The 21,410-nt window shown below is 71.8% G+C and carries 19 protein-coding genes; 8 read left to right on the plus strand and 11 right to left on the minus strand.

The genetic code is table 11. The annotated features are described in order from the left end of the window. Positions 1–24: 24 nt before the first annotated feature. From ACIBO1_RS00240 to ACIBO1_RS00255, 4 genes are all read right to left on the minus strand, one after another. Entirely contained in the window at positions 25–513 is a 489-nt protein-coding gene (locus ACIBO1_RS00240) for a Mov34/MPN/PAD-1 family protein (RefSeq protein WP_396740185.1), read from the minus strand. A gap of 54 nt (positions 514–567) precedes the next feature. Next, complete coding sequence (locus tag ACIBO1_RS00245) at positions 568–1,068, minus strand: DUF2017 domain-containing protein (RefSeq protein ID WP_396741438.1); 501 nt, start codon at positions 1,066–1,068, stop codon at positions 568–570. A 2-nt stretch (positions 1,069–1,070) separates the two neighbouring features. Beyond that, on the minus strand, positions 1,071–1,361 hold the full coding sequence (clpS, locus tag ACIBO1_RS00250) for an ATP-dependent Clp protease adapter ClpS (protein ID WP_131052082.1): 291 nt from the start codon (positions 1,359–1,361) through the stop codon (positions 1,071–1,073). A 157-nt stretch (positions 1,362–1,518) separates the two neighbouring features. Further along, complete coding sequence (locus ACIBO1_RS00255) at positions 1,519–2,928, minus strand: hypothetical protein (RefSeq protein WP_396740188.1); 1,410 nt, start codon at positions 2,926–2,928, stop codon at positions 1,519–1,521. A gap of 287 nt (positions 2,929–3,215) precedes the next feature. Here ACIBO1_RS00255 and ACIBO1_RS00260 point away from each other — a divergent pair, with 287 nt between their 5' ends. From ACIBO1_RS00260 to ACIBO1_RS00275, 4 genes are all read left to right on the plus strand, one after another. Further along, positions 3,216–5,897 (plus strand): LuxR C-terminal-related transcriptional regulator, encoded by a 2,682-nt coding sequence (locus tag ACIBO1_RS00260; RefSeq protein WP_396740190.1) that lies wholly within the window; start codon positions 3,216–3,218, stop codon positions 5,895–5,897. 16 nt (positions 5,898–5,913) lie between these two features. After that, entirely contained in the window at positions 5,914–7,200 is a 1,287-nt protein-coding gene (locus tag ACIBO1_RS00265) for a nicotinate phosphoribosyltransferase (RefSeq protein WP_396740191.1), read from the plus strand. Between the two features lie 13 nt (positions 7,201–7,213). After that, positions 7,214–7,795 carry an isochorismatase family protein gene (locus ACIBO1_RS00270; RefSeq protein ID WP_396740193.1) on the plus strand — a complete coding sequence of 194 codons (582 nt, stop codon included), beginning with the start codon at positions 7,214–7,216 and terminating at the stop codon, positions 7,793–7,795. A 71-nt stretch (positions 7,796–7,866) separates the two neighbouring features. Next, complete coding sequence (locus ACIBO1_RS00275; protein WP_396741440.1) at positions 7,867–9,183, plus strand: MFS transporter; 1,317 nt, start codon at positions 7,867–7,869, stop codon at positions 9,181–9,183. Positions 9,184–9,463: 280 nt separating this feature from the next. Here the strand turns inward: ACIBO1_RS00275 and ctaD are convergent, their stop codons facing one another. After that, positions 9,464–11,221 (minus strand): cytochrome c oxidase subunit I, encoded by a 1,758-nt coding sequence (gene ctaD, locus ACIBO1_RS00280; RefSeq protein ID WP_131052077.1) that lies wholly within the window; start codon positions 11,219–11,221, stop codon positions 9,464–9,466. 117 nt (positions 11,222–11,338) lie between these two features. Next, entirely contained in the window at positions 11,339–12,445 is a 1,107-nt protein-coding gene (locus tag ACIBO1_RS00285) for an FAD-dependent monooxygenase (protein WP_396740195.1), read from the minus strand. 361 nt (positions 12,446–12,806) lie between these two features. Here ACIBO1_RS00285 and ACIBO1_RS00290 point away from each other — a divergent pair, with 361 nt between their 5' ends. After that, positions 12,807–13,928: a cellulose binding domain-containing protein gene (locus ACIBO1_RS00290; protein ID WP_396740197.1), complete on the plus strand. Its 1,122-nt coding sequence runs from the start codon at positions 12,807–12,809 to the stop codon at positions 13,926–13,928. 87 nt (positions 13,929–14,015) lie between these two features. Further along, positions 14,016–14,525, plus strand: a complete 510-nt coding sequence (locus tag ACIBO1_RS00295; protein ID WP_396740198.1) for a GNAT family N-acetyltransferase — start codon at positions 14,016–14,018, stop codon at positions 14,523–14,525. A 65-nt stretch (positions 14,526–14,590) separates the two neighbouring features. Here ACIBO1_RS00295 and ACIBO1_RS00300 read toward each other — a convergent pair whose 3' ends face one another. Continuing rightward, positions 14,591–15,379 carry an aldo/keto reductase gene (locus ACIBO1_RS00300; protein ID WP_396740200.1) on the minus strand — a complete coding sequence of 263 codons (789 nt, stop codon included), beginning with the start codon at positions 15,377–15,379 and terminating at the stop codon, positions 14,591–14,593. 78 nt (positions 15,380–15,457) lie between these two features. Between ACIBO1_RS00300 and ACIBO1_RS00305 the strand changes: the two genes are divergently transcribed. Further along, positions 15,458–16,501 carry a DNA polymerase ligase N-terminal domain-containing protein gene (locus ACIBO1_RS00305; RefSeq protein WP_396740202.1) on the plus strand — a complete coding sequence of 348 codons (1,044 nt, stop codon included), beginning with the start codon at positions 15,458–15,460 and terminating at the stop codon, positions 16,499–16,501. A gap of 11 nt (positions 16,502–16,512) precedes the next feature. Next, entirely contained in the window at positions 16,513–17,706 is a 1,194-nt protein-coding gene (locus tag ACIBO1_RS00310; RefSeq protein ID WP_396740203.1) for a threonine synthase, read from the plus strand. Positions 17,707–17,724: 18 nt separating this feature from the next. Here ACIBO1_RS00310 and ACIBO1_RS00315 read toward each other — a convergent pair whose 3' ends face one another. From ACIBO1_RS00315 to ACIBO1_RS00330, 4 genes are all read right to left on the minus strand, one after another. Next, on the minus strand, positions 17,725–19,521 hold the full coding sequence (locus ACIBO1_RS00315) for a glycoside hydrolase family 15 protein (protein WP_396740205.1): 1,797 nt from the start codon (positions 19,519–19,521) through the stop codon (positions 17,725–17,727). 66 nt (positions 19,522–19,587) lie between these two features. Then, positions 19,588–19,980 (minus strand): cupin domain-containing protein, encoded by a 393-nt coding sequence (locus ACIBO1_RS00320; protein WP_396740207.1) that lies wholly within the window; start codon positions 19,978–19,980, stop codon positions 19,588–19,590. Between the two features lie 262 nt (positions 19,981–20,242). Further along, a complete protein-coding gene (locus ACIBO1_RS00325) occupies positions 20,243–20,650 on the minus strand; it encodes a hypothetical protein (protein ID WP_396740209.1) in 408 nt (135 codons plus the stop codon). Positions 20,651–20,859: 209 nt separating this feature from the next. Beyond that, positions 20,860–21,360, minus strand: coding sequence for a septum formation initiator (locus tag ACIBO1_RS00330; protein ID WP_396740211.1), 501 nt, complete (start codon positions 21,358–21,360; stop codon positions 20,860–20,862). Positions 21,361–21,410: the final 50 nt, after the last annotated feature.

Below are 21,410 nucleotides of genomic sequence, written 5' to 3' on the forward strand. Positions count from 1 at the left end.
AGGGTGTGCGGGTGCTGACGGGGATCAGCGGTCCGAACACTCGTAGTCGACCGTCGCCGGGCTCTGCCCGAACATGTACGACTGCACGGCGTGCGGATCCACCCCGGCGTCGAGGATCCGCACCGGCTCCTCGGTGACCACCCCGTCCACGATGCGGAAGGAACGGATCTCCTCCGTGTCGGGTTCGCGGGTGGAGACGAGCAGATAGTGGGCGCCGGGCTCACCGGCGAAGGAGATGTCCGTCCGCGAGGGGTACGCCTCGGTGGCGGTGTGCGAGTGGTAGATCACGACCGGTTCCTCGTCGCGGTCGTCCATCTCGCGCCACACGCGCAGGTGCTCCATCGAGTCGAACTCGTAGAACGTCATCGAGCGGGCGGCGTTCTCCATGGGGATGTGCCGGGTCGGAGTGTCACTGCCGACCGGGCCGGCGACCACGCCGCAGGCCTCGTCGGGGTGGTCCCGACGAGCGTGGGCGACGATCGCGTCGACGATCGACCGGTCGATGCTCAGCACGCCGCCAAGACTAGCGCCCGGCGGCCCAGGACCGCGAGGTCGCGCCGGTCACAGTCACTCGATCAAGGCGTTGAGCAGGGACTCCTGGAGATAACCGAGATACGCGTAGACCGAAAGCTGGAACACCCGGCTGGAGGACGGGTCCTCGGCGACCGCATCGTCCAGTTCCGCCCCCAGATCGGTGCCGTCTTTGATCTCCAGCCGGACGCCCATCGCCAACCGGGCGTCGTTCAGCGCCCGCAGCCACGCCTCGGCCGCCTCGGCGTCCAGGCGCACCTCTCCGCCGCCGTCGGCGTCGTCGGGCAGCGCGGCCAGGATCGCCCCGGCCTGATCGATCTTGGCGGTCTTCAGGTCGCCCTCGGTGTAGCGGCGGAACTCCGCCGTCCCCGCCGCGTCCTCCGGATAGACCTCGGGGAAGAGCCGGCACACGACCGGGTCGGAGTGGTCGAACCCGTCGGTCAGCAGCCCGACCACCTCGGAGGCGACCTTGCGCAGGACGCGTACCTCGTCGACGGCGAACGTGGCGACATACCGGTCACCCCGGCGGCGGAACATGCTCACGAGCGGTCCACCGTCGCCCACAGCCCGTAGGCGTGCAGTTGTGAGGCGTCGTGCTCCATGCGCTCGCGGGCCCCGCTGGAGACCACCGCCTTGCCCTTGTGGTGCACGTCCAGCATCAACTGCTCGGCCTTCTCCCGGCTGTAGCCGAAGAGCTTCTGGAAGACCCAGGTCACGTACGTCATGAGGTTGACCGGGTCGTCCCACACGATCGTCACCCACGGCCGATCGGAGGCCGGCACCTCATCGGTGTCCGGGGTCTGCGCCGGTGCAACCTGCGGAGCCGCCATGCCCCCCATCGTGCCACCGGTTCGGCGGAACCGAGGAACCGGAACGCCGGACCGGGTGGGATCGCCACCGACCGCCGCCCGATGACCACGGCTGGTCGTCCTGAGCGCGCACGCGGGCACCCCGGTGGCCGGACCGCCGGGGTACGCCGCGTGACGGTCAGGCGAGCAGGATGCCGTGTTCGGCTGCATCGGACAGCACCATGCCGAGCGAGAGACGGACCACCTCGAACCGGCGCGAGATCTCCCGGGACAACTCCAGCTCGATCTCCCGCAGCGCCCGCTGGGACCAGGCCCGCGCGGCGCTCTGGTCGGCGTTGGCGGGCGTACGCCAGTGTTGCCAGCAGCCACCCGCCAGCGACACCGCGACCGGCGGCAGGATCTCGGTCCGCGGCACGGTGGGGTACGCCGCCAGCGCGTCGATCGCGGCGGGGCCGGCCAGCGACGCCACGCCCGCGGTGCTGGTGACCAACAACACCCGCTCCAGCTCCGGGCCGGTGACGTGGTCGGGCATCCCCCACCGGACCGCCTTGGTGATGCGGCGACGGACCCCTTCCGGCAGCGGCGCGCCGAAGAGTCGACCGCCGATGTCCTCGACCAGTTCCCGCACCGCGTGGTCGCACTGCACGGTGGCGAGCAGGGACAGCGCCTCCAACTCCCGGTCGAGCAACTGCGGCAGACCGGCGCAACCGGTGCCGAAGACGATCTCCTGCACCACCCGCAGGTGCAGGTTCGCCAGTTCCAGCGCCAGATGTTGGCGGATACGTCGGCCTGCGGACCCCACCTGGCGGTCGAGTCGTTCGGACCACTCGCCCGGCTCCGGCAGCACCGGCACCCGGCCGTGCAGGCCGGGCACGTCCGGCGGATCGAGGCTGGAGCGTTCCAGTCCCTCGTCGGAGGCCCACCCGACCAGCGCCCGCCGCAGGGCCAGCGCGTCGCCCTCGACGATCGGGAACCAGCGGGCCTCGGCCAGCCCGGGTACGGCGGCGAGCAACGCGGCCCGGTGCGCCTCGACGATGACCGTGATCGGATCCACCACCGTGCCGTCGGGCGCCTCGGCCGGCTCCGGCGACGTCCAGCCGCTCGCGCCCGGCGTGACCGCGAAGAAGACCTGGACCGGGCTGTCCACGACCTCGGCGAGCAGGTGCAGCTCGGCAGCGCTGAAGGACTGGTCCGCGGCGATCACGAACAGCAGCGCGCCGGCCCGGCCGACGGCGTCGAGTACGACCCCGGTGCCGGCCCGGCCGAGCGACGAGAGGTCCGGCGTGTCGACGAGGCGGTAGTGCTTGAGCAACGGCTCGGGCAGGCTCAGCTCGACCCGGCGGGGCGGCCGGGCCAGCGCCGGCCCGACCTCCGGCAGGTCCGTCCGGTACGCGAACGGCGTCCGGAAGCCGGGCACGTAGGCGGACCGGCTCGCCTCGGTCGCGTGGCGTACCACCAACCAACTTCCGGCCGGCACGGTGAGCATCCCGGCATCGAGGTCCAGCAGGGCGGCCAGCACGTTCGCCCGGCCGGCACCGGCCGGGCCCACGGCGACCACGCCGAGGGGCTCACGCGGATCGACGGTCACGCCGAGCCGATCGGGGAACGGGCGGTGGCCCGGCGGCCCGGTCGCATCGTCGGGTGTACCGAGGTCGTGGAGAGGGCCCGGCTTCATCAGGCGGCAGCCTCCGAGGCTGGGCGGCCGGCAGAGCCGGTCGCGGTGAACATCCGGCGACGCACCCGGATTTCGGAAGAGTACGGGCGTGGGCGTCGGGAATGGGACAAACGAAAGTACTCTGGGGTAACTCCGCGACTACTCAACTTCATCCGCTCGGGCTACCGGCCGGGGCACAGTTCCATCGATATGCTGCGCGAATGAGTCGGTGGAAGTTCGTGGGCCGCACGGCGGAACTCGACCGTCTGCAGGCGGCGGTGACCGGCGCCCAGGGCCGGCGAGGCATATTCTTCGCTGGAAGCCCGGGTATCGGCAAGAGCCGTCTGCTCCGGGAAGGCGTCGACGCGCTTCCCGTCGAGGAGTACGCGGTCTGGTGGATCGCGGCCAGCGCCACCACCCAGGCGGTGCAGTTCGGCGGCCTGGTGCAGGTGCTTCCCGTCGAACAACCACAGGGGCTCTCTCCGGCCGGCATCCTGCGCTGGGCCGTGGACGTGTTGCAGCAGCAGGCCGCGGGCCGACGGATCGTGCTCGCCGTCGACGACGCGCACCTGCTCGACCCGCCGTCGGCCGCGCTCGTGCACCTGGTCGCCCGCTCCGAGAACGCCTCCGTGGTGGGCACCCTGCGCGACGGCGAGCAGATCCCGCTGCCGATCCGGGCACTGTGGACGGACGGGCTGGTCGACCACGCCGAGGTGAGCCCGCTGCCACCGGCGGAGACCGCCCGACTGCTCCGGGAGATCCTGGGCTGCCAGGTCGACCACGCCTCGTCCGAGCGACTCGGCCGACTCAGCTCCGGTAACCCGCTGCTGCTGCGCGAACTGGTGCACGCCGTCACCAACAGCGGCGAGTCCAGCACGAAGTACGGCGTCTGGACCTGGACCGGGCGGCTGGAGCTGGCGCCCAACCTGACCGAGCTGATCGACATCCGGATCAACCAGCTCACCCCCGGCGTACGCACCGTCGTCGAGCTGGTCGCGTTCGGCGAGCCGCTCGGCCTGCGGCTGCTCTATCGAGCGGCGGAACAGGCCGATGTGGAGACCGCCGAGGAACGCGGCCTGATCACCGTGGCCCCCTCCGACCGGCGGGTCGACGTACGCCTGGCCCACCCGCTCTACGGCGAGGTGGTGCGCCGGCAGTGCCCGGTCAGCCGGACCCGCCGGTTGCAGGCACACCTCGCCGAACTGTTGGAGGGCGTGGGCAAGCGACGCCGGGAGGACCTGCTGCGGGTCGCCGTGTGGCGGCTGGACTCCGGCACCGCGCAGGATCCGGCGATGCTCGTCGACGCGGCCGGTCAGGCGTTCGCGCGCTACGACGTACCGCTGGCGACCCGGCTGGCGCGGGCCGCGCTCGACGCCGACGGCGGGTTCGACGCGGCCGAGCTGCTGGCCACCATCCTGATGTTCGCCGACCGCCCGGCCGAGGCGCTCGGCGTGCTCGACGCCGTCGCCACCGACACCGGTGACGAGGAACGGCTCAGCCGGTGGCTCACGGTCCGTGGCATGGTCAGCTACTGGGGACTCAGTCAGCACTCGACGGTGGAGGAGATCGCCAAGCGCGGCGGCGACCTGAAGGACCACGCCGCCCAGGCCCGGGTGCGCTCCTTCGAGGCGATCATGCGTCTGCACCGGCTGGACGCGCCGACCGCGCTGCGGCTCGCCCAGAACGTGCTGGACCGGCCGGCCGCCAGCATCGCCGCGCGGGAGCTGGCCCGATGCGCCATCGCCCACCTCCAGGCGGTGCAGGGCCAGCTGTGCCGCAGCGCCACCGCGGTCGACCTCGTGCAGGCGAAGGTGGCCAGTTGGCGGGCGGACATGCCGTACCTCCAACTCGCCGTCGAGCTGGCCCGGGGCACCCGGTTGGCGCTCTCCGGCGACCTGTCCGGCATCGACGCGCTGGTCGCCGACGAGTTCGCCGACCTGGCCGACGCGGGCGACTTCCGGCTGGGCAGCGGGTACCTGGCGATCCTGCGCGCGTACGCGGCCCGGCTGCGCGGGCGCAGCGACGCGGCGTTGCAGGCCGCGCTCGGCGCCTGCGCGGTGCTGGCGACCAGCCGGGTCTACGCCGGTCTCGCCCAGGCCGAACGCGCGCAGGCCGCCGCGTTGCGCGGCGACGCCCGGCAGGCGGCCGAGGCGATGGCCGAGGCGGACCGCATCCACGCGCCGAGCATGGCGGTGCTGTACCCGTGGCTGGAACAGGCCCGGGCGGCGACGTTCGCGGCCGGCGGTGACCTGGCCGGCGCGACGGCGCACCTGCACGGGCTGGTCGACCGGCTGCGGGTGGACGGCTTCGCCGGACACGAGACCCTGGTGCTGCACGATCTGGTACGCCTCGGCGAGGCCACCGCGCCGACCGGCCCGACCTGCTCCGACGGCAGCCGCCGCACGGTCGCCCAGCGGCTGACGGAACTCTCCGAGCAGGTCGACGGCAACCTGCCTCCGCTTCTGGCCCGGCACGCCCGCGCCGCGGCGGAGAGTTCCCCCGAGCAGCTGCTCGCCGCCGCCGACGGTTTCCTGGACCTGGGGTTGGCGCTACCGGCTGCGGAGGCCGCCGCCGAGGCGGTGCACCTGCTGCGCCAGCGTCGCTCGCCGCAGCTCGCCAGTGCCGGCGAGCGACTCGCGGTGATGCTCGGCTGCTGTGACATGGTGCACACTCCGGCGCTGCGCGCGGCCACCCCGACACTGAGCGACCGGGAGTGGCAGGTGGCCCGGCTGGCGGCCCACGGTGAGACCAGCCGCGCCATCGCTGAGCAGCTCTTTCTCTCCGCACGGACGGTGGAGAACCACCTCCAGCGGATCTACACCAAGCTCGGGGTGACCGGGCGCGTCGAACTGAGGGCGGCGTTGCGGACGATCCCGGGCCACGACGGCACGGCTACCGCCTGAACCCTAGGCTGGGGCTGTGCACAGCTTTCGTCCCGCCCTGCTGACGGACCACTACGAGCTGACCATGGTCAGTGCCGCCCTGCGCGACGGCACGGCGGACCGCCGCTGCGTCTTCGAGGTGTTCAGTCGGCGGCTGCCGATCGGCCGCCGGTACGGCGTGGTCGCCGGCACCACCCGGCTGGTGGAGATGCTCCGCGAGTTCCGCTTCGACCAGGCCGACCTGGACTTCCTGCGCCGCACCGGCGTGGTCGACGAGCAGGGCGCCGCCTGGCTCGCCGACTACCGGTTCACCGGCGACATCGACGGCTACCCCGAGGGCGACCTCTTCTTCCCCGGCTCCCCCATCCTCACCGTCTCCGGCGGCTTCGCCGAGTGCGTGGTGCTGGAGACGCTGGTGCTGTCGGTGCTCAACCACGACTGCGCGGTGGCCGCCGCGGCAGCCCGGATGGTGACCGCCGCCCGGGGCCGGGCCCTGATCGAGATGGGCTCCCGGCGGGCGCACGAGGAGGCCGCCGTCGCCGCGGCCCGCGCCGCGTACCTGGCCGGGTTCCGGTTCACCTCCAACCTCGCCGCCGGCCAGCGCTACGGCATCCCCACCGCGGGCACCGCCGCGCACGCGTTCACCCTGCTGCACGACGACGAGCGGGCCGCCTTCGCCTCGCAGGTCGCCACGCTGGGCAAGGACACCACGCTGCTGGTCGACACGTACGACATCAGCCAGGGCATCCGGAACGCGATCGAGGTGGCCGGGCCGGAGCTGCGGGCGGTCCGGATCGACTCCGGCGATCTGGCGGTGATCGCCCAGCAGTCCCGCGAACTGCTGGACTCGCTCGGTGCCACCGAGACGAAGATCATCGTCTCCGGCGACCTCGACGAGTACGCCATCGCCTCGCTCGCCGCCGAGCCGGTGGACATGTACGGCGCCGGCACCGCCGTGGTCACCGGCTCCGGCGCGCCCACCGCCGGCCTGGTCTACAAGCTGGTCGAGGTCGAGGGGCGGCCGGTCGTCAAGCGCTCCGAGCACAAGGCCACCATCGGCGGACGCAAGGTCGCGGTGCGCCGACACAAGCCCACCGGCACCGCCACCGAGGAGATCGTCGTCCCGCAGGGCGTGCCGGACCGCCGCCCCAACGACCGGCTGCTGCAACGGTCGTACGTGGTCGACGGCGAACCGGTGGAGCTGCCGACGCTGGACGAGTCGCGCGAACACCTGCGCCAGTGCCTGATCTCCATCCCGTGGGAGGGCCTCAAGCTCTCCGCGGGCGACCCGGCCATCCCGGTCACCGTCGTACCCGCCGAGTGAAAGGAGCCCGTCGGTGAGCAACGCGCTGATCATCGTCGACGTGCAGAAGGACTTCTGCGAGGGCGGTTCGCTGGCCGTCGCGGGCGGTGCCGGCGTCGCCGCCGGGATCTCCCGGCTGCTGGCGGGTGAGCCGGACCGCTGGGACCACGTGGTGGCGACGAAGGACTACCACGTCGACCCGGGCAACCACTTCGCCGACGCACCCGACTTCGTCAGCACCTGGCCCAGGCACTGCGTGGTCGGCACCCCGGGCTCCGAGTTCCACCCCGAGCTGGCCACCGACCGGATCGAGGCCGTCTTCCACAAGGGCGAGTACGCCGCCGCGTACTCCGGCTTCGAAGGGCAGGGCCCCGACGGCGAGGGACTGGCCGACTGGCTGCGTCGACGCGGGGTGGACCGGGTCGACGTGGTCGGCATCGCCACCGACCACTGCGTCCGCGCGACCGCCCTGGACGCCGCCCGCGAGGGCTTCGCCACCACCGTGCTGCTGGACCTGACCGCAGCCGTCGCACCGGACACCACCGACGTCGCGTTGCGCGCCTTCGACGGTGCCGGGATCACCGTGCACGGTGCCCCTGTGATCAGGGACGCATGACCCGCTAATTCGCTGGCGTCGGCACCAGCCTCCGTCGAGGATGTCCGGCGGAGGTACGGACCGACGTGAACATGAAGCCTTACCGGGAGGCGCTCGCCCTACCCGGTCTCCGGTCGTTGCTGCTGGTGGCGGTGCTGGCCCGTATCCCGCTGACGGCGACCGGGGTCACATTGACCTTCTATGTCGTGCAGGATCTCGGGCGCGGCTACGGCGCCGCCGGACTGGCCGGTGCCGCGATCACCGTCGGTGCCGCGATCGGCGCCCCACTGCTCGGCCGGCTGGTGGACCGCCACGGGCTGCGGCCCGTCCTGGTCCTCACCACCGTCGCCGAAGCCGTCTTCTGGTCCACCGCGCCACAGTTGTCGTACCCGCTGCTGCTGCCGGCCGCCTTCCTGGCCGGCCTGCTCGCGCTGCCCATCTTCTCGGTGATCCGGCAGTCCGTCGCCGCGCTGGTGCCGCCGGAGAAGCGCCGCCCCGCGTACGCGCTCGACTCGATGTCCGTCGAGCTGTCGTTCATGATCGGCCCGGCGCTCGCCACGGTCGGGGTCACCACCATCTCCGCGCGCCTCACGCTCTACCTGGTCGGCGCCGGAATCGTCACCGCCGGAATCGCGCTGTGGCTGCTCAACCCGCCGGTCCGCAGCGCCGGTGAGGCAGCCGCCGGTCCGCAGCCGAGGATCGCCCGACGCCAATGGCTCACCTCCCGACTGATCGCCGTCTTCGCCGTCAGCACCGCGGCGACCCTCGTACTCGGTGGCACCGACGTGGCGGTCATCGCGGTCCTGCGCGAGAACGGCGACGCCGGGTTCACCGGCGTGGTCCTCGCCGTCTGGGCGGTGGCGTCGCTGGCCGGCGGTTTCGCGTACGGCGCCGCCCGCCGCTCCTTCTCCACCGTGGCGTTGCTGGGCACGCTGAGCCTGTGCACCATCCCCGTCGGGCTGGGCGGCTCACACTGGTGGCTGCTCTGCCTGGCCCTGATCCCGGCCGGAGCCCTCTGCGCGCCCACCATCGCCGCCACCTCCGACGCGGTGAGCCGCCTCGCCCCCGCCGGGGTACGCGGCGAGGCGATGGGTCTGCACGGCTCGGCCGTCACCGTCGGCATCGCCGTCGGCGCCCCACTGGCCGGAGCGGTCATCGACGCCTCCACCCCGCTGTGGGGATTCGTCGTCACCGGCGCGATCGGCACCCTGGTGGCCCTCGCGGTCCTCCCGATCGAGCTACGCCACCGCCGCGCCGACCGCGCCGCCCTCGACACCCCACCACCTACCGTCACGCCTGTCGCCGCCACACAGGTCACCGTTGCCGGGCCTGCGCCGACGCTGATCGCCACGGTCCAGACGGGCCCGGACCACGAACCCGCAGCAGCCCTCTCCACCACCACCCCCTGACCTCGCGCCCCTTGCGTCACCTCACATCAACCGAGGCACCCGCAACCGCCGCACCCCGCACCCCTAGACCTCGCACACTTGGCTCCTCGCCCCTCGCCTCGTCTGCCCACGGCGCCTGGCACCCGCCGAGCGGATCTCCGGCAGAGCGGGGTGGGCGAGCGCGGAGCTTGCGACGTCCGGCCACGGCAAGGTGATCAACGACCCGCGGAGCAGGGCGGAAAGGGCGACGGGCGCCGACCCCGGGTGTGGGGTGGCGCCCGTCGTGGTGCGTGCGGTGGTGTCAGCGGCGGTCGATGTCGCTGGAGGTGTCCTCCTGGTAGCTGGCACCGCCGTCGGACTCGCTGGTGAGCGGCTTGGAGCCACCCTCGGGCGGGCCGGCCAGGCTCTGCCCGGCGGCCAGCTCGGGGAACTTGGCGTCGAAGGCGGGACGCTCGGAGCGGATCCGGGGCATCCGGTCGAAGTTGCGCAGCGGCGGCGGGGAGGTGGTCGCCCACTCCAACGAGTTGCCGTGGCCCCACGGGTCGTCGACCTCGACCACCGGACCGGCCTTGTACGCCTTCCAGCAGTTGTAGATGAACGGCAGCGTGGAGATACCGGTGATGAACGCGCCGATCGTGGAGATCATGTTCAGCGTGGTGAAGCCGTCGATGGCCTGGTAGTCGGCGTACCGCCGGGGCATGCCCTCGTTGCCGAGCCAGTGCTGCACCAGGAACGTGGTGTGGAACCCGATCATGGTCAGCCAGAAGTGAATCTTGCCGAGCCGCTCGTCCAGCATCCGGCCGAACATCTTCGGGAACCAGAAGTAGATGCCGGCGAAGACCGCGAACACGATCGTGCCGAAGAGCACGTAGTGGAAGTGCGCCACCACGAAGTACGAGTCGTGCATGTGGAAGTCGAGCGGCGGGGCGGCCAGCAGCACGCCGGTCAGGCCACCGAAGAGGAAGGTGACCAGGAAGCCGACGGACCAGAGCATCGGCGTCTCGAAGCTGATCTGGCCGCGCCACATGGTGCCGATCCAGTTGAAGAACTTCATACCGGTCGGCACGGCGATCAGGTAGCTCAGGAAGCTGAAGAAGGGCAGCAGCACCTGGCCGGTGGCGAACATGTGGTGCGCCCAGACGCTCATCGACAGGCCGGCGATGGCGATGGTGGCGGCGACCAGACCCTTGTAGCCGAAGATCGGCTTGCGGGAGAAGACCGGGATGATCTCGCTGATGATGCCGAAGAACGGCAGCGCGATGATGTAGACCTCGGGGTGCCCGAAGAACCAGAACAGGTGCTGCCACAGCATCGGGCCGCCGGTGTCCGGGCTGTAGACGTGGGCACCGAGGAGCCGGTCGGCGGCGAGCGCGAACAGCGCGGCGGCCAGCAGCGGGAAGACCAGGATCACCAGGAGGCTGGTGACCAGCATGTTCCAGGTGAAGATCGGCATCCGGAACATGGTCATGCCGGGCGCGCGCAGGGTCAGGATCGTGGTGATCAGGTTGACCGCGCCGAGGATGGTGCCCAGACCGGAGATGGCCAGACCGACCACCCACATGTTGGCGCCGACGCCGGGAGAGTGCTCCACGGTGCTCAGCGGGGTGTACGCCGTCCAGCCGAAGTCCGCCGCGCCGCCCGGGGTCAGGAAGCCGGCGGTGGCCATGGTGCCACCGAACAGGTACAGCCAGTACGCGAAGCTGTTCAGCCGCGGGAACGAGACGTCCGGCGCGCCGATCTGGATCGGCACGATGTAGTTGCCGAAGGCGAACACGATCGGCGTCGCGAAGAACAGCAACATGATCGTGCCGTGCATGGTGAACAGCTGGTTGTACTGCTCGGGCGAGAGGAACTGCAGCCCGGGCCGGGCCAGCTCGGCCCGCATGATCAGGGCCATCAGACCACCGATCATGAAGAACACGAACGCGGTGACCATGTACATGATCCCGATTTGCTTCGCGTCCGTGGACCGCAACAGCCGCGCGATGGCCGACCCCTTGACCGGCTCCCGGACCGGCCAGGGCCGGGTCACGACCGGCTTCGGTGCGACGGTGGTCACGAGGGGCCTCCGGTTCCTGGGTTGTCCCGCTCGGCACGCGTGTCTCTGCGGGCCGTCATCCGCAAGGAGGATAGTCCCCGGCAGGTGAGAGCGCCGAGTGGGGTCACCGGGCGTGGATCACAGCGGGCCGAGGAGCAACCGGTAATGCTCGCCGAAGATGCGGTCGCCGCGTCCGCGTAGCAGCGGGTCGCGGAGCGCCGGCGGCACGTCGCGGGTGCGGTTGCGGTCCCGGGTCCGGTCCCGCACCCACCGGGTACGCGGCCGGCGGCGACTCTCGTACGCGGTCAGCGCCGCCTCGACGCTCCCGGCGGCGCGCAGCGACTCGGCGAGCACCACCGCATCCTCCAGCGCCATCGCGGCACCCTGGGAGAGCGTCGGCGCGGTGGCGTGGGCGGCGTCACCGACCAGCAGCACCCGACCCCGGTGCCAGCGCCCGAGTTCGACCTCGTCGGTGACGCTGGCGTGCACCGTGCCGAGCGCGTCGAGCACCTCGGGGACCGGGCCGCCGTAGTCGCCGAACAGCTCACGCAACCGGGCCCTCGGGTCGGCCGGCGGCGCGGAGCCGGTCTCGTCCGCGTAGCAGTGCAGCCGGCCGGCACCGATCGGCACCACCAGGATCCCGCTGCGTTGACCGAGCAGCGCGGTCCAGTCCCGCAGCGTCGGCCCGTCGCGCACCACGCTCCGATAGACCACCTGACCGGCCGGGCGGGGCGGGCCGCCGAGCGCGGCCAGCGCCCGGATCGAGGAACGCGGCCCGTCGGCGCCGATGACCAGGTCGTACTCGGTCTGGGTGCCGTCGACGAAGGTGACGCCGACGGTGTTGGTCAGCACGTCGATGGTGCGGACCTCGGCGCCGTGCCGGACCGCGCCACCGGCCCCGCTGAGCAGGACCCGGTGCAGGTCGGCGCGGGGCATGGCACGGCACTCGCCGACGCCGGCCCAGAGTGTGTCGAGGTCGACCTCGCACAGCGGTACGCCGCTCGCGTCCAGGAAGCGCTGACGGTGGATGACCTGCCCGTAGGGGCGTACCGGGTCGTCCAGGTCGAGGCGGCGCAGCGCGCGGGCGGCGTTGCCCGGCAGGTAGAGACCGGCGTCGGCGAGTTCGCCCGGGGGTGCCTTGTCGGTCACGTCGGGCCGGAAGCCCGCCAGGCGCAGCGCCCGGGCCACGGCCAGACCGGCGATGCCCGCGCCGACGACGAGAATGCGCAGGGGGGAGCCACGCATGGGGTTGTACGCCTCCGGAGGGTCGGCACGCGTTGGAGGCAAGACACTACTCGGCGCAATCGGTGCACGCCAGAGGCAATTAGCCCACGAGGGACATCCCACGGCGTCGACCCACCTCCCGTCGGCGCTGCCCACCGCCCGGCCGGGGATCTCCGGGTGACCGATCGGCGCGTACGTGACACACGTCATAATTCCTCTCAATAACCCCGGCCAGTTGCGCCCGTTGTTTCATGTATGTAAATGTGACGATGAGCACATGGGAGCGCTCCCGGAGCCACCCACCCCCCGGCGGCGAGCACCTTCCCACCGCTCCACTCGCACACCGTCCCGGCGTCCCCGACGCCGCAGCGCAAGGAGCATCATGAGACGTATCCTGCGGGCCCTCACGGCCGTCGGCCTGCTCGCCGCCGGCTCCACCATCGCCGTGGCCCTCGGCGGCACCGCCTCCGCCGACACCCTGATCTGCGAGCAGTACGGCAGCACGGTGATCCAGAACCGCTACGTGGTGCAGAACAACCGTTGGGGCACCACCGCCGAGCAGTGCATCAACGTGACCAGCAGCGGCTTCGAGATCAGAACCCAGAACGGCAGCAGCCCGACCAACGGCGCTCCCACCGCGTACCCGTCGGTCTTCGTCGGTTGCCACTACACCAACTGCTCCCCCGGCACCAACCTGCCCATCCAGGTCAGCCAGATCAGCAGCGCGAACAGCAGCATCAACTACCGGTACGTCAGCGGCGCCACCTACAACGCCTCGTACGACATCTGGCTCGACCCGTCGCCCAAGCGCGACGGCGTAAACCAGATGGAGATCATGATCTGGCTCAACCGGCAGGGCTCCATCCAGCCCATCGGCTCGCCCGTCGGCAACGCGAACATCGACGGCCGGAACTGGGAGGTCTGGCGCGGCAGCAACGGCTCCAACAACGTCATCTCGTACCTGTCGCCGTCGGCCATCAGCAGCGCGAACCTCAACCTGCTGGCCTTCATCAACGACACCCGCAACCGGGGTGCGATCACCAACTCGTGGTACCTGACCAGCATCCAGGCCGGCTTCGAGCCCTGGCAGGGCGGCGCCGGCCTGGCCGTGACCAACTTCTCGGCCTCGGTCAACGGCGGCGGCAACAACCCGCCGCCCACCACCACCCCGCCGCCCTCGGGCAGCGGCGCGTGCGCGGTGAAGTACACCGCCAACTCGTGGAACAACGGCTTCACCGCCGACGTGCAGATCACCAACACCGGGTCGAGCACCGTCAACGGCTGGACGCTGGCGTACTCGCTGCCCTCCGGACAGCAGATCACCAGCTCCTGGAACGCCACGGTGAGCCAGAGCGGGTCGTCGGTGACCGCGCGGAACATCAACTGGAACGGCACGCTCGCACCCGGCGCCACGGCCAGCTTCGGCTACCAGGGCTCACTGAGCGGGTCGTACTCCTCCCCCACCAACTTCACCCTCAACGGCGCCACCTGCACCCGCTCCTGATGTTGTGAAAGGAAGGGTCCCCTCCTAACGCCTCGTGCATAGGAGGGGACCCTTCCTAACATCATCAGGCCGGCGGGAGGGCCGACTGTGCAGATACGCCTCGACGGTGACGGGCTCGGGCTGCGCCCGTGGGCGGAACGCGACCTGCCCCAGCTCGTCGTGATCTTCGACGATCCGGAGATGGCCCACCGGCTGCCGGTGGCCACACCATTCGACCGAGCTGCGGCCGAGGCGTACCTGGCGAAGGTGCGGGCCTCCCGCGACCGGCTGTACCTGGCCGTCACCGGCGCCGACGACCTGGCCCGAGGCGAGGTGATGCTCAACCTGGTCACCGGCGGCATCGGGTACGCGGTCGGGCCGCCCTATCGGGGCCAGCGACTGGCCGCCCGGGCGCTGCGACTGGTGACCGCGTACGCCGACTCGCTCCCGGGCGTGCCCACGACGTACCTGGAGATCGAGGCGGACAACGCAGCGAGTATGGCCACCGCCCGAGCGGTGGGTTATCGGCCGACCGGGGGTGAGCCGGTCGTCGTCGACGAGGGCCGACGCCGCCTCGTGCTGCACCGCTGGGAACGCGGCGACCCGGGCACGCCCTGATCCTGATGTTAAAAGGGGTCCCCTGCTATGCACGAGGCGTTAGCAGGGGACCCTTCCTTACATCCTCAGGGGGTGCCGAGGGCGTCGATGTCGCGCATTTCCTCGGCGTTCAGGGAGAAGCCGAAGACGTCGGCGTTGGCCCGGATCCGGTCCGGGGTCACCGACTTGGGGATCGCGACGATCTCGTGGTCGAGGTGCCAGCGCAGCACCACCTGGGCGGGCGAGACGTTGTGCGCGCCGGCGATCCGGGTCAGCACCGGGTCCGACAGGTCGCTGGCCTTGAACGGGCTGTAACCCTCCAGCACCACGCCCCGGTCGCGGTGCTCGGTGTGCCGCTGCCGGTCGTACAGCCGGGGGCTCCACTTGATCTGGTTGACCGCCGGGTTCTCCTCGGTGGCCTGGATCAGCTCGTCGATCTGCGGGGTGCTGAAGTTGCTCACGCCGACCGCGCGGGCCAGGTTCTCGTCCCGGGCGGCGAGCATCTCCCGCCAGGCGGGGATCAGGTCGCCGGGATCGCTCGGCGGCCAGTGCAGCAGCCACAGGTCGACGTATTCGAGGCCGAGCGCGCGCAGGCTCGCCTCGATCGTCTCGCGTTCCCGGCCGACCTGCTCCGGCGGCAGTTTGGTGGTGATGAAGACGTCCTCGCGACGCAGCCCGCTCTCCCGGACGGCGCGGCCGACCTCCTCCTCGTTGCCGTACATGGTGGCGGTGTCGATGTGCCGGTAACCCGCGTCCAGCGCGGCGAGCACGGCCTGGTAGCCGGTCTCGCCGGTGGCCTGCCAGGTGCCGAAGCCGAGCAGGGGGATTCGGACGTCACCGGGTAGGACGGCGGTGGGCTGGTCGACGTGGTCCATACCGACCGTTCTACCCCTGATCGTCGCCGCCATTCCCGGACCCGGGCACGTCGGCCCGGTTTGCCAGAGAATGTCATCGTGGCTGACCGGCTGGAGGAGTACCGGCGCAAGCGCGACGCGGCGCGTACCCCTGAACCGGTGCCGGCGACCGGGACCGGCCGGGTCGGCGCGGACCGGGGACGCTTCGTCATCCAGCAGCATCACGCCCGTAGCCTGCACTGGGACCTGCGGCTGGAGCACGACGGGGTGCTCGCCTCCTGGGCGGTGCCGCGCGGGCTGCCCCGCGAGCCGGGCCGCAACCATCTCGCCGTGCACACCGAAGACCACCCGATGGAGTACCTGGACTTCGCCGGTAAGATCCCGGCCGGCGAGTACGGCGGCGGACGCATGATCATCTACGACCGGGGCACCTACCGCTGCGAGAAGTGGCAGGAGCGCGAGGTGGTGGTGCGGCTGCGCGGGCGGCGCACCACCGGACGGTACGTGCTGTTCGCCGCCGGTGGCCGCGACGGACGGGACTGGATGGTGCGGCGCACCGACCCGCCGCCGCCCGGCTGGACCAGCATGCCCGAGCAGGTCGCGCCGATGCGCCCCACACCGGCCCGCCGGCTTCCCGCCGACCAGGCCGACTGGGGGTACGAGTTGCGCTGGGACGGGATACGCGCGATGGCGTACGTCTCGGGCGGGCGGTTACGGCTGCTCGCCGAGGACGGTACGGAGATCACCGGCGGGTACCCCTGGCTGCGCCCGATGGCCGAGGCGCTGGCGCCGACCGAGGCGGTGCTCGACGGCGTCCTGGTCCGCATCGACCGGGCCGGTCGGGTCCGACCGGCCCGGGGTGGCCGGAGCACCACCGACGCCCAGTACCTGCTGGTCGACCTGCTCTGGCTGGAGGGCGTGAGCAGCCTCGACCTGCCCTATCCGCAACGCCGGGAGTTGCTCGACGGTCTGGCGCTGGCCGGGCCGCACTGGCAGACTCCGCCGTGGTTCCCCGGCACCGGCGCCGAGGCCCTGCGCACCGCCCGTGAGCAGGGGTTGCCCGGGGTCGTGGCGAAGCGGCTGGACTCCGGCTACGAGCCCGGACGACGCAGCCCGGCGTGGCGCAGCGTCGACGCGAGCTAGGGGGACCTCTCGTGCACCTGACCCACCTGGAGTGCCCGCGCTGCGGCACCGAGCACGACGCCGGCGTACCGCAGAACCTCTGCGCGTGCGGTTCGCCGCTGCTGGCCCGCTACGACCTGGCGGCGGTGCGGCGGACGGTGGAGCCGGAACGGTTCGGGCTGCGCCCGGCCGACCTGTGGCGTTACCGGGAACTGCTGCCGGTGGCGGACCCGGCGTTCGTCACCACGCTCGGTGAGGGCTGGACGCCGATGCTGCGTGCCCCGGCGTACGGTGCGGAGATCGGTGTTGACGAGTTGCTGGTCAAGGACGAGGGGTTGACCCCGACCGGCTCGTTCAAGGCGCGCGGCGCGGCGGTGGGGGTGAGCCGGGCCCGGGAGTTGGGGGTGCGGCGGATCGCCTTGCCGACCAACGGCAACGCGGGTGCCGCCTGGGCCACCTACGCGGCCCGCGCCGGGATGGGCGCGACCATCGCCATGCCGCTGTCCGCGCCGACCATCTGCCGCCGCGAGTGCGTGGCCGCCGGGGCGGACCTGCGCCTGGTGGACGGGCTGATCAGCGACGCCGGGCGGCAGGTCGCCGCGCTCGTCGCGGCCTCGGCCGGATCGATCTTCGACGCCGGTACGCTGCGCGAGCCGTACCGCCTCGAAGGCAAGAAGACGATGGGGTACGAGATCGTCGAGCAGTTGGGTTGGCAGGTACCCGACGTGATCGTCTATCCGACCGGCGGCGGAGTGGGGCTGATCGGCATCCATAAGGCGCTCGGTGAGCTGCGCGAGCTGGGCTGGGTCGAGGACAAGCTGCCCCGGCTGGTGGCAGTGCAGTCCACCGGCTGCGCGCCGATCGTGCGGGCGTTCGCGGCCGGCGAGGACCGGGCGCAGCCGTGGGCGGACGCGCACACGGTGGCGTTCGGCATCACCGTGCCGGCGCCGCTCGGTGACGAGTTGATCCTGGCCGGGTTGCGGGCCACCGCCGGGACCGCGATCGCGGTGGACGACGCCGAGATCCTCGCCGACCTGCGGGACTTCGCGGCGCGTGAGGGGCTGCTGCTCTGCCCGGAGGGCGCGGCCTGCCTGACCGCCGTCCGCAGGTTGCGTGCCGGTGGCTGGATCCGCGCGGGTGAGCGGGTGGTGGTGCTCAACACCGGGGCGGGCCTGAAGTACCCGCAGACGGTGGACGTGAGCGGCGTACCGCTGCTGCCCGCCTGACGCGCGACGCCCGGACGGTCACTCGGCCGCCGGGTCGGTCAACCGCCAGGCGGCGTTGACCAGCCCGATGTGCGACAACGCCTGCGGGGTGTTGCCGAGCTGCGCCCCGGTGGTCAGGTCGATCTGCTCGCTGAACAGGCCGACGTCGTTGGCGTGCCCGGCCACCTGCGTGAACAGCCGGGCCGCCCGCTCCTGTTCGCCGGCCAGTACCAGGCACTCCACCAGCCAGAACGAGCAGAGCAGGAAGCCGGCCGGGTCGGTGTCCCAGCGGCGGATCAGGCCGCCCTCGCCGCCGAGTTCCCGCTCGACGGCGTCGATGGTCGCGCGCATCCGTGGGTCGGTCGCCGGCAGGAAGCCCACCACCGGCAGGTACAGCACCGCGGCGTCCAGCTCGGGCGAGCCGAACGCGCCGGTGAAGACACCCCGCTCCCGGCTGAAGCCGTCGCGGAGCACGGTGGCGCGGATCTCGTCCCGGACGCCCGCCCAGCGTCGTGGGTCGGCCCGCTCGCCGAGGTGGGGTGCCAGCCGTACCGCCTTGTCCATCGCCACCCAGCAGAGCGCCTTCGACGCCACATAGTGCCGGTCGGTGTCGCGGGTCTCCCACATGCCCCGGTCCGGCAGGTGCCAGGTGGCGGCCACCTGTTCGGTGAGGCCGAGCACCATCTCCCGCACCTCAGTGCCGAACGGCTCGCCGAGGTAGTCGCGCAGACGCCACACCGCCGACACCATCTCGCCCGGTACGTCCAGTTGGCGCTGTTGCCAGGCGTCGTTGCCGACGCGTACCGGGGAGCTGCCCGCGTAGCCGGCCAGGCCGGGGCAGTGGTGCTCGGAGACGTCCCGCTCCCCTTCGAGACCGAACAGCACCGGCACCGGATCGGCACCGATCCGGCCGATCGAGCGGGCCGCCCAGTCGAACAGGCGGGACGCCTCGGTGGGGCAGGCCGCCACCCACAGCGCGCGCATCGTCATCGCGAAGTCGCGCAGCCAGGAGAAGCGGTAGTCGTAGTTGCGGTCACCGCCGATCCGTTCCGGCAACGACGTGGTGGGCGCCGCGACGACCGCGCCACTGCGGGCGTACGTGAGGCCGATGAGCACCGTCGAACTCTGCCGGACCACGTCCGGGTACCGACCGTCGTAGTGGTGCGTGTCGCGGAAGGAGCGCCAGGTCTGCACGGTGTCCGTCAGCCGTCGGACCGGGTCCGACGCGGGCGGCCGGTCGCCGTAGGCGGGGGCGTACGCGACCTCGAAGCCGAGCACCTGCCCCTCGTCGATCTCGAAGACGTGGTGCACCCGGTCGTGGTCGGCCGTGAGCCGCATCCCGGCACACCGCAGCGTCAGCTCGGCCGGCCCGGCGACGGCCCGCACCCCGCCGTCGTCCAACTCGTGCAGGTAGGGCGTGAGCAGGCTGTACTCCGGTCGGGGACGGAAGTCGAGCGCCATCCGTACCCGGCCGGAGAGCCCTTCCACGACGCGCAGCAGCACGGCCGGCGACCGCAGGCCGAGTTCGTGGCCCCGGGCACCGGCCTCGGCGGCGAGCGCGTCGGTGACCGCGACGCTGCCCTCCGGGGTCTGGTGCACGGTCCGCAGCACCAGGGTGTCCGGTCGGTACGCCCGCTGCACCCGGTGCCCGGCGCGGCCGGCGGCGACCGGTGCGAGCCGCCAGTGACCGCCGTCGGAGTCGAGCAGCCGCGCGAAGACGGCGGGTGAGTCGAACCTGTTCGGGCACCACCAGTCGACGGAGCCGTCCCGCCCGACCAGCGCCCCCGATCGACAGTCGGAGAGGAACGCGTAGTCGGAGATCGGCGGCTGCACCATCCGGTGCGCGTACCCGGATCCTCGACCACATCACGCCGGCCCGGACGCCCGGGCCGGCGGGACGGGTCAGGAGGTCGGCGGCTCGTCCTCGCCCGCGGCCTCGGCCTCGTCGGCCTCCTCCTTGGTCTTGTGCACCGCCTGGTCGGCGTGCTCCGGCGGCCCGTAGACGGTGTAGAGCACCAGCGGGTTCGGTCCGGTGTTGACGAAGTTGTGCTTCGTCCCGGCCGGCACCACCACGAGGTCGCCCTGCACGACCTCGCGCTTCTCGCCGGCCACCCGGGCCTCGCCGGTGCCGCTGACGAAGGTGAGGATCTGGTCGATGTCCTCGTGGACCTCCTCGCCGATCTCACCGCCCGCCGGGATCGTCATGATCACCAGTTGGGTGTGCTTCCCGGTCCACAGCACGCGCCGGAAGTCCGGGCTCTTCTCGGCGACCGTGGCGATAGTGAAGTGCTCCATGCCCGGCACATACCCCGTTACGACCCGCCCCACGCCGGGACTTGCAGATAGTGGAATTGCGCACGATATGAGGGTTTGGCGGCACGCCGAACGGGGATCGACAGGACCGGCCGGCACTGGTCGGCCATGCCAGGTCCCCGCCGACGTACCGCCGTACGGGCTGCGGTGGCGGGAGACGGCTGAGCGCGGCGACGTTCGGGTCCTCGGGGATCGAACGGCGCCGTGCGCTCGTGTCCGGACTCGGTCGGCGCCGCCCGGGCGGCTAGGCCAGGACGGCCAGGTGGAACGGCCGGTCGGCGAAGGCCCCGGCGCTGTCGAAGGTGGTCACGAAGACCGCATTCGGGATGCCGGTACGCCCGGCGACGGCGATCTGACCGGACGGCGCCAGCCCCGCGCTGCCCGACAGACCCACCGTGCCGACACACCCGGCGGCGGTCACGTCCTGGTCGAAGACCACCTGGTACATCCCGGTGCTCAGTCGGTCGGCCGTCGCGGCGCCCATCCCCCGGACCAGGACGCCGTTCGCGCTGACCACGGCGAACAGCACTCTCGACGTGGACGGCATGCCGGCGCCGCCGCAGGTGGTGTGCGCGGCTTCGGCGCGGGCCGTGGTCTCCTCTCCCGGCGCTGGCTGGGCCGCCCGCCTGCTCCTGGCTCTCGCGCTGGACATCGTTCTCCTCTCCAGCCGGCCGGGCGGCCGAGGCGTGTTGAGTTGATTAGGGCGGCTAAGAAGGATCAGCACCGATCAGCACCCTTTGTGCATCGAACGTATGTCGCGTTCCCCGTCGGTAGCCACACGACAGGCTGTCCGATCACGGACAGTAGACATGTTGATCATGCCTCTGACCTGCGGCGGAGCTCCGACAGTGAGGGGTGTCGTCAGTCGTCGTCCAGGTCCAGCACCGGCACGCCGGCCTGGCATCGCACCGACAGCTCGTGCTCGCCGCTCGGGCCGACGAACTTCACCTCGGCGTCGTCGTCCGGGCCCCGGTCGACGTCCTCGACCGAGTAGCCCTGCTTCGGCGACCAGGACGCCAGCCACACCCCGCCCGGCACGCACTCGGCCACCACGCTGCCGCCCTGGTTGGAGAAGCTGCGCCGGTGGGACGCCTCCGGAGTGGGACTCGCGGAGGCGCTCGGGCTCACCGGAGCCGTGGCCGCCGGGTCCGGCGAGCCGGTCGGGCCCGGCGTACCGGTCGTCGGTCCGGTCGTCCGGGGCGGCGCGGCCAACTCGCGGGCGATCTCCTCCTGGCTGCGGACGCCGCCCGGCGTACTGGTGAGGCTCTCCCCCACCAGCCGGATGGCGGCGACTCCGATCAGCGTGGCGACCACCGCGGTGGCCAGCCACCCGGCGATCGCGAGGAGCGTGCGACGTCCCATCACCCGACTATCCCTGATCGCGGGTTGGGGCGACCTTCGGGGAAGGCTAA

The organism is Micromonospora sp. NPDC049903, from assembly GCF_044460945.1.
In the GTDB taxonomy this organism is placed as follows: domain Bacteria; phylum Actinomycetota; class Actinomycetes; order Mycobacteriales; family Micromonosporaceae; genus Micromonospora.

What these genes read in the sequence shown, in the direction of transcription:
- ACIBO1_RS00290 (WP_396740197.1), top strand. Translation starts at nt 12,807, where the DNA reads ATGAGACGTATCCTGCGGGCCCTCACGGCCGTCGGCCTGCTCGCCGCC.
- ACIBO1_RS00285 (WP_396740195.1), bottom strand. Translation starts at nt 12,445, where the DNA reads ATGCGTGGCTCCCCCCTGCGCATTCTCGTCGTCGGCGCGGGCATCGCC.
- ACIBO1_RS00260 (WP_396740190.1), top strand. Translation starts at nt 3,216, where the DNA reads ATGAGTCGGTGGAAGTTCGTGGGCCGCACGGCGGAACTCGACCGTCTG.
- clpS (WP_131052082.1), bottom strand. Translation starts at nt 1,361, where the DNA reads ATGGCGGCTCCGCAGGTTGCACCGGCGCAGACCCCGGACACCGATGAG.
- ACIBO1_RS00275 (WP_396741440.1), top strand. Translation starts at nt 7,867, where the DNA reads ATGAAGCCTTACCGGGAGGCGCTCGCCCTACCCGGTCTCCGGTCGTTG.
- ACIBO1_RS00315 (WP_396740205.1), bottom strand. Translation starts at nt 19,521, where the DNA reads ATGGTGCAGCCGCCGATCTCCGACTACGCGTTCCTCTCCGACTGTCGA.
- ACIBO1_RS00245 (WP_396741438.1), bottom strand. Translation starts at nt 1,068, where the DNA reads ATGTTCCGCCGCCGGGGTGACCGGTATGTCGCCACGTTCGCCGTCGAC.
- ACIBO1_RS00320 (WP_396740207.1), bottom strand. Translation starts at nt 19,980, where the DNA reads ATGGAGCACTTCACTATCGCCACGGTCGCCGAGAAGAGCCCGGACTTC.
- ACIBO1_RS00330 (WP_396740211.1), bottom strand. Translation starts at nt 21,360, where the DNA reads ATGGGACGTCGCACGCTCCTCGCGATCGCCGGGTGGCTGGCCACCGCG.
- ACIBO1_RS00325 (WP_396740209.1), bottom strand. Translation starts at nt 20,650, where the DNA reads ATGTCCAGCGCGAGAGCCAGGAGCAGGCGGGCGGCCCAGCCAGCGCCG.
- ACIBO1_RS00300 (WP_396740200.1), bottom strand. Translation starts at nt 15,379, where the DNA reads ATGGACCACGTCGACCAGCCCACCGCCGTCCTACCCGGTGACGTCCGA.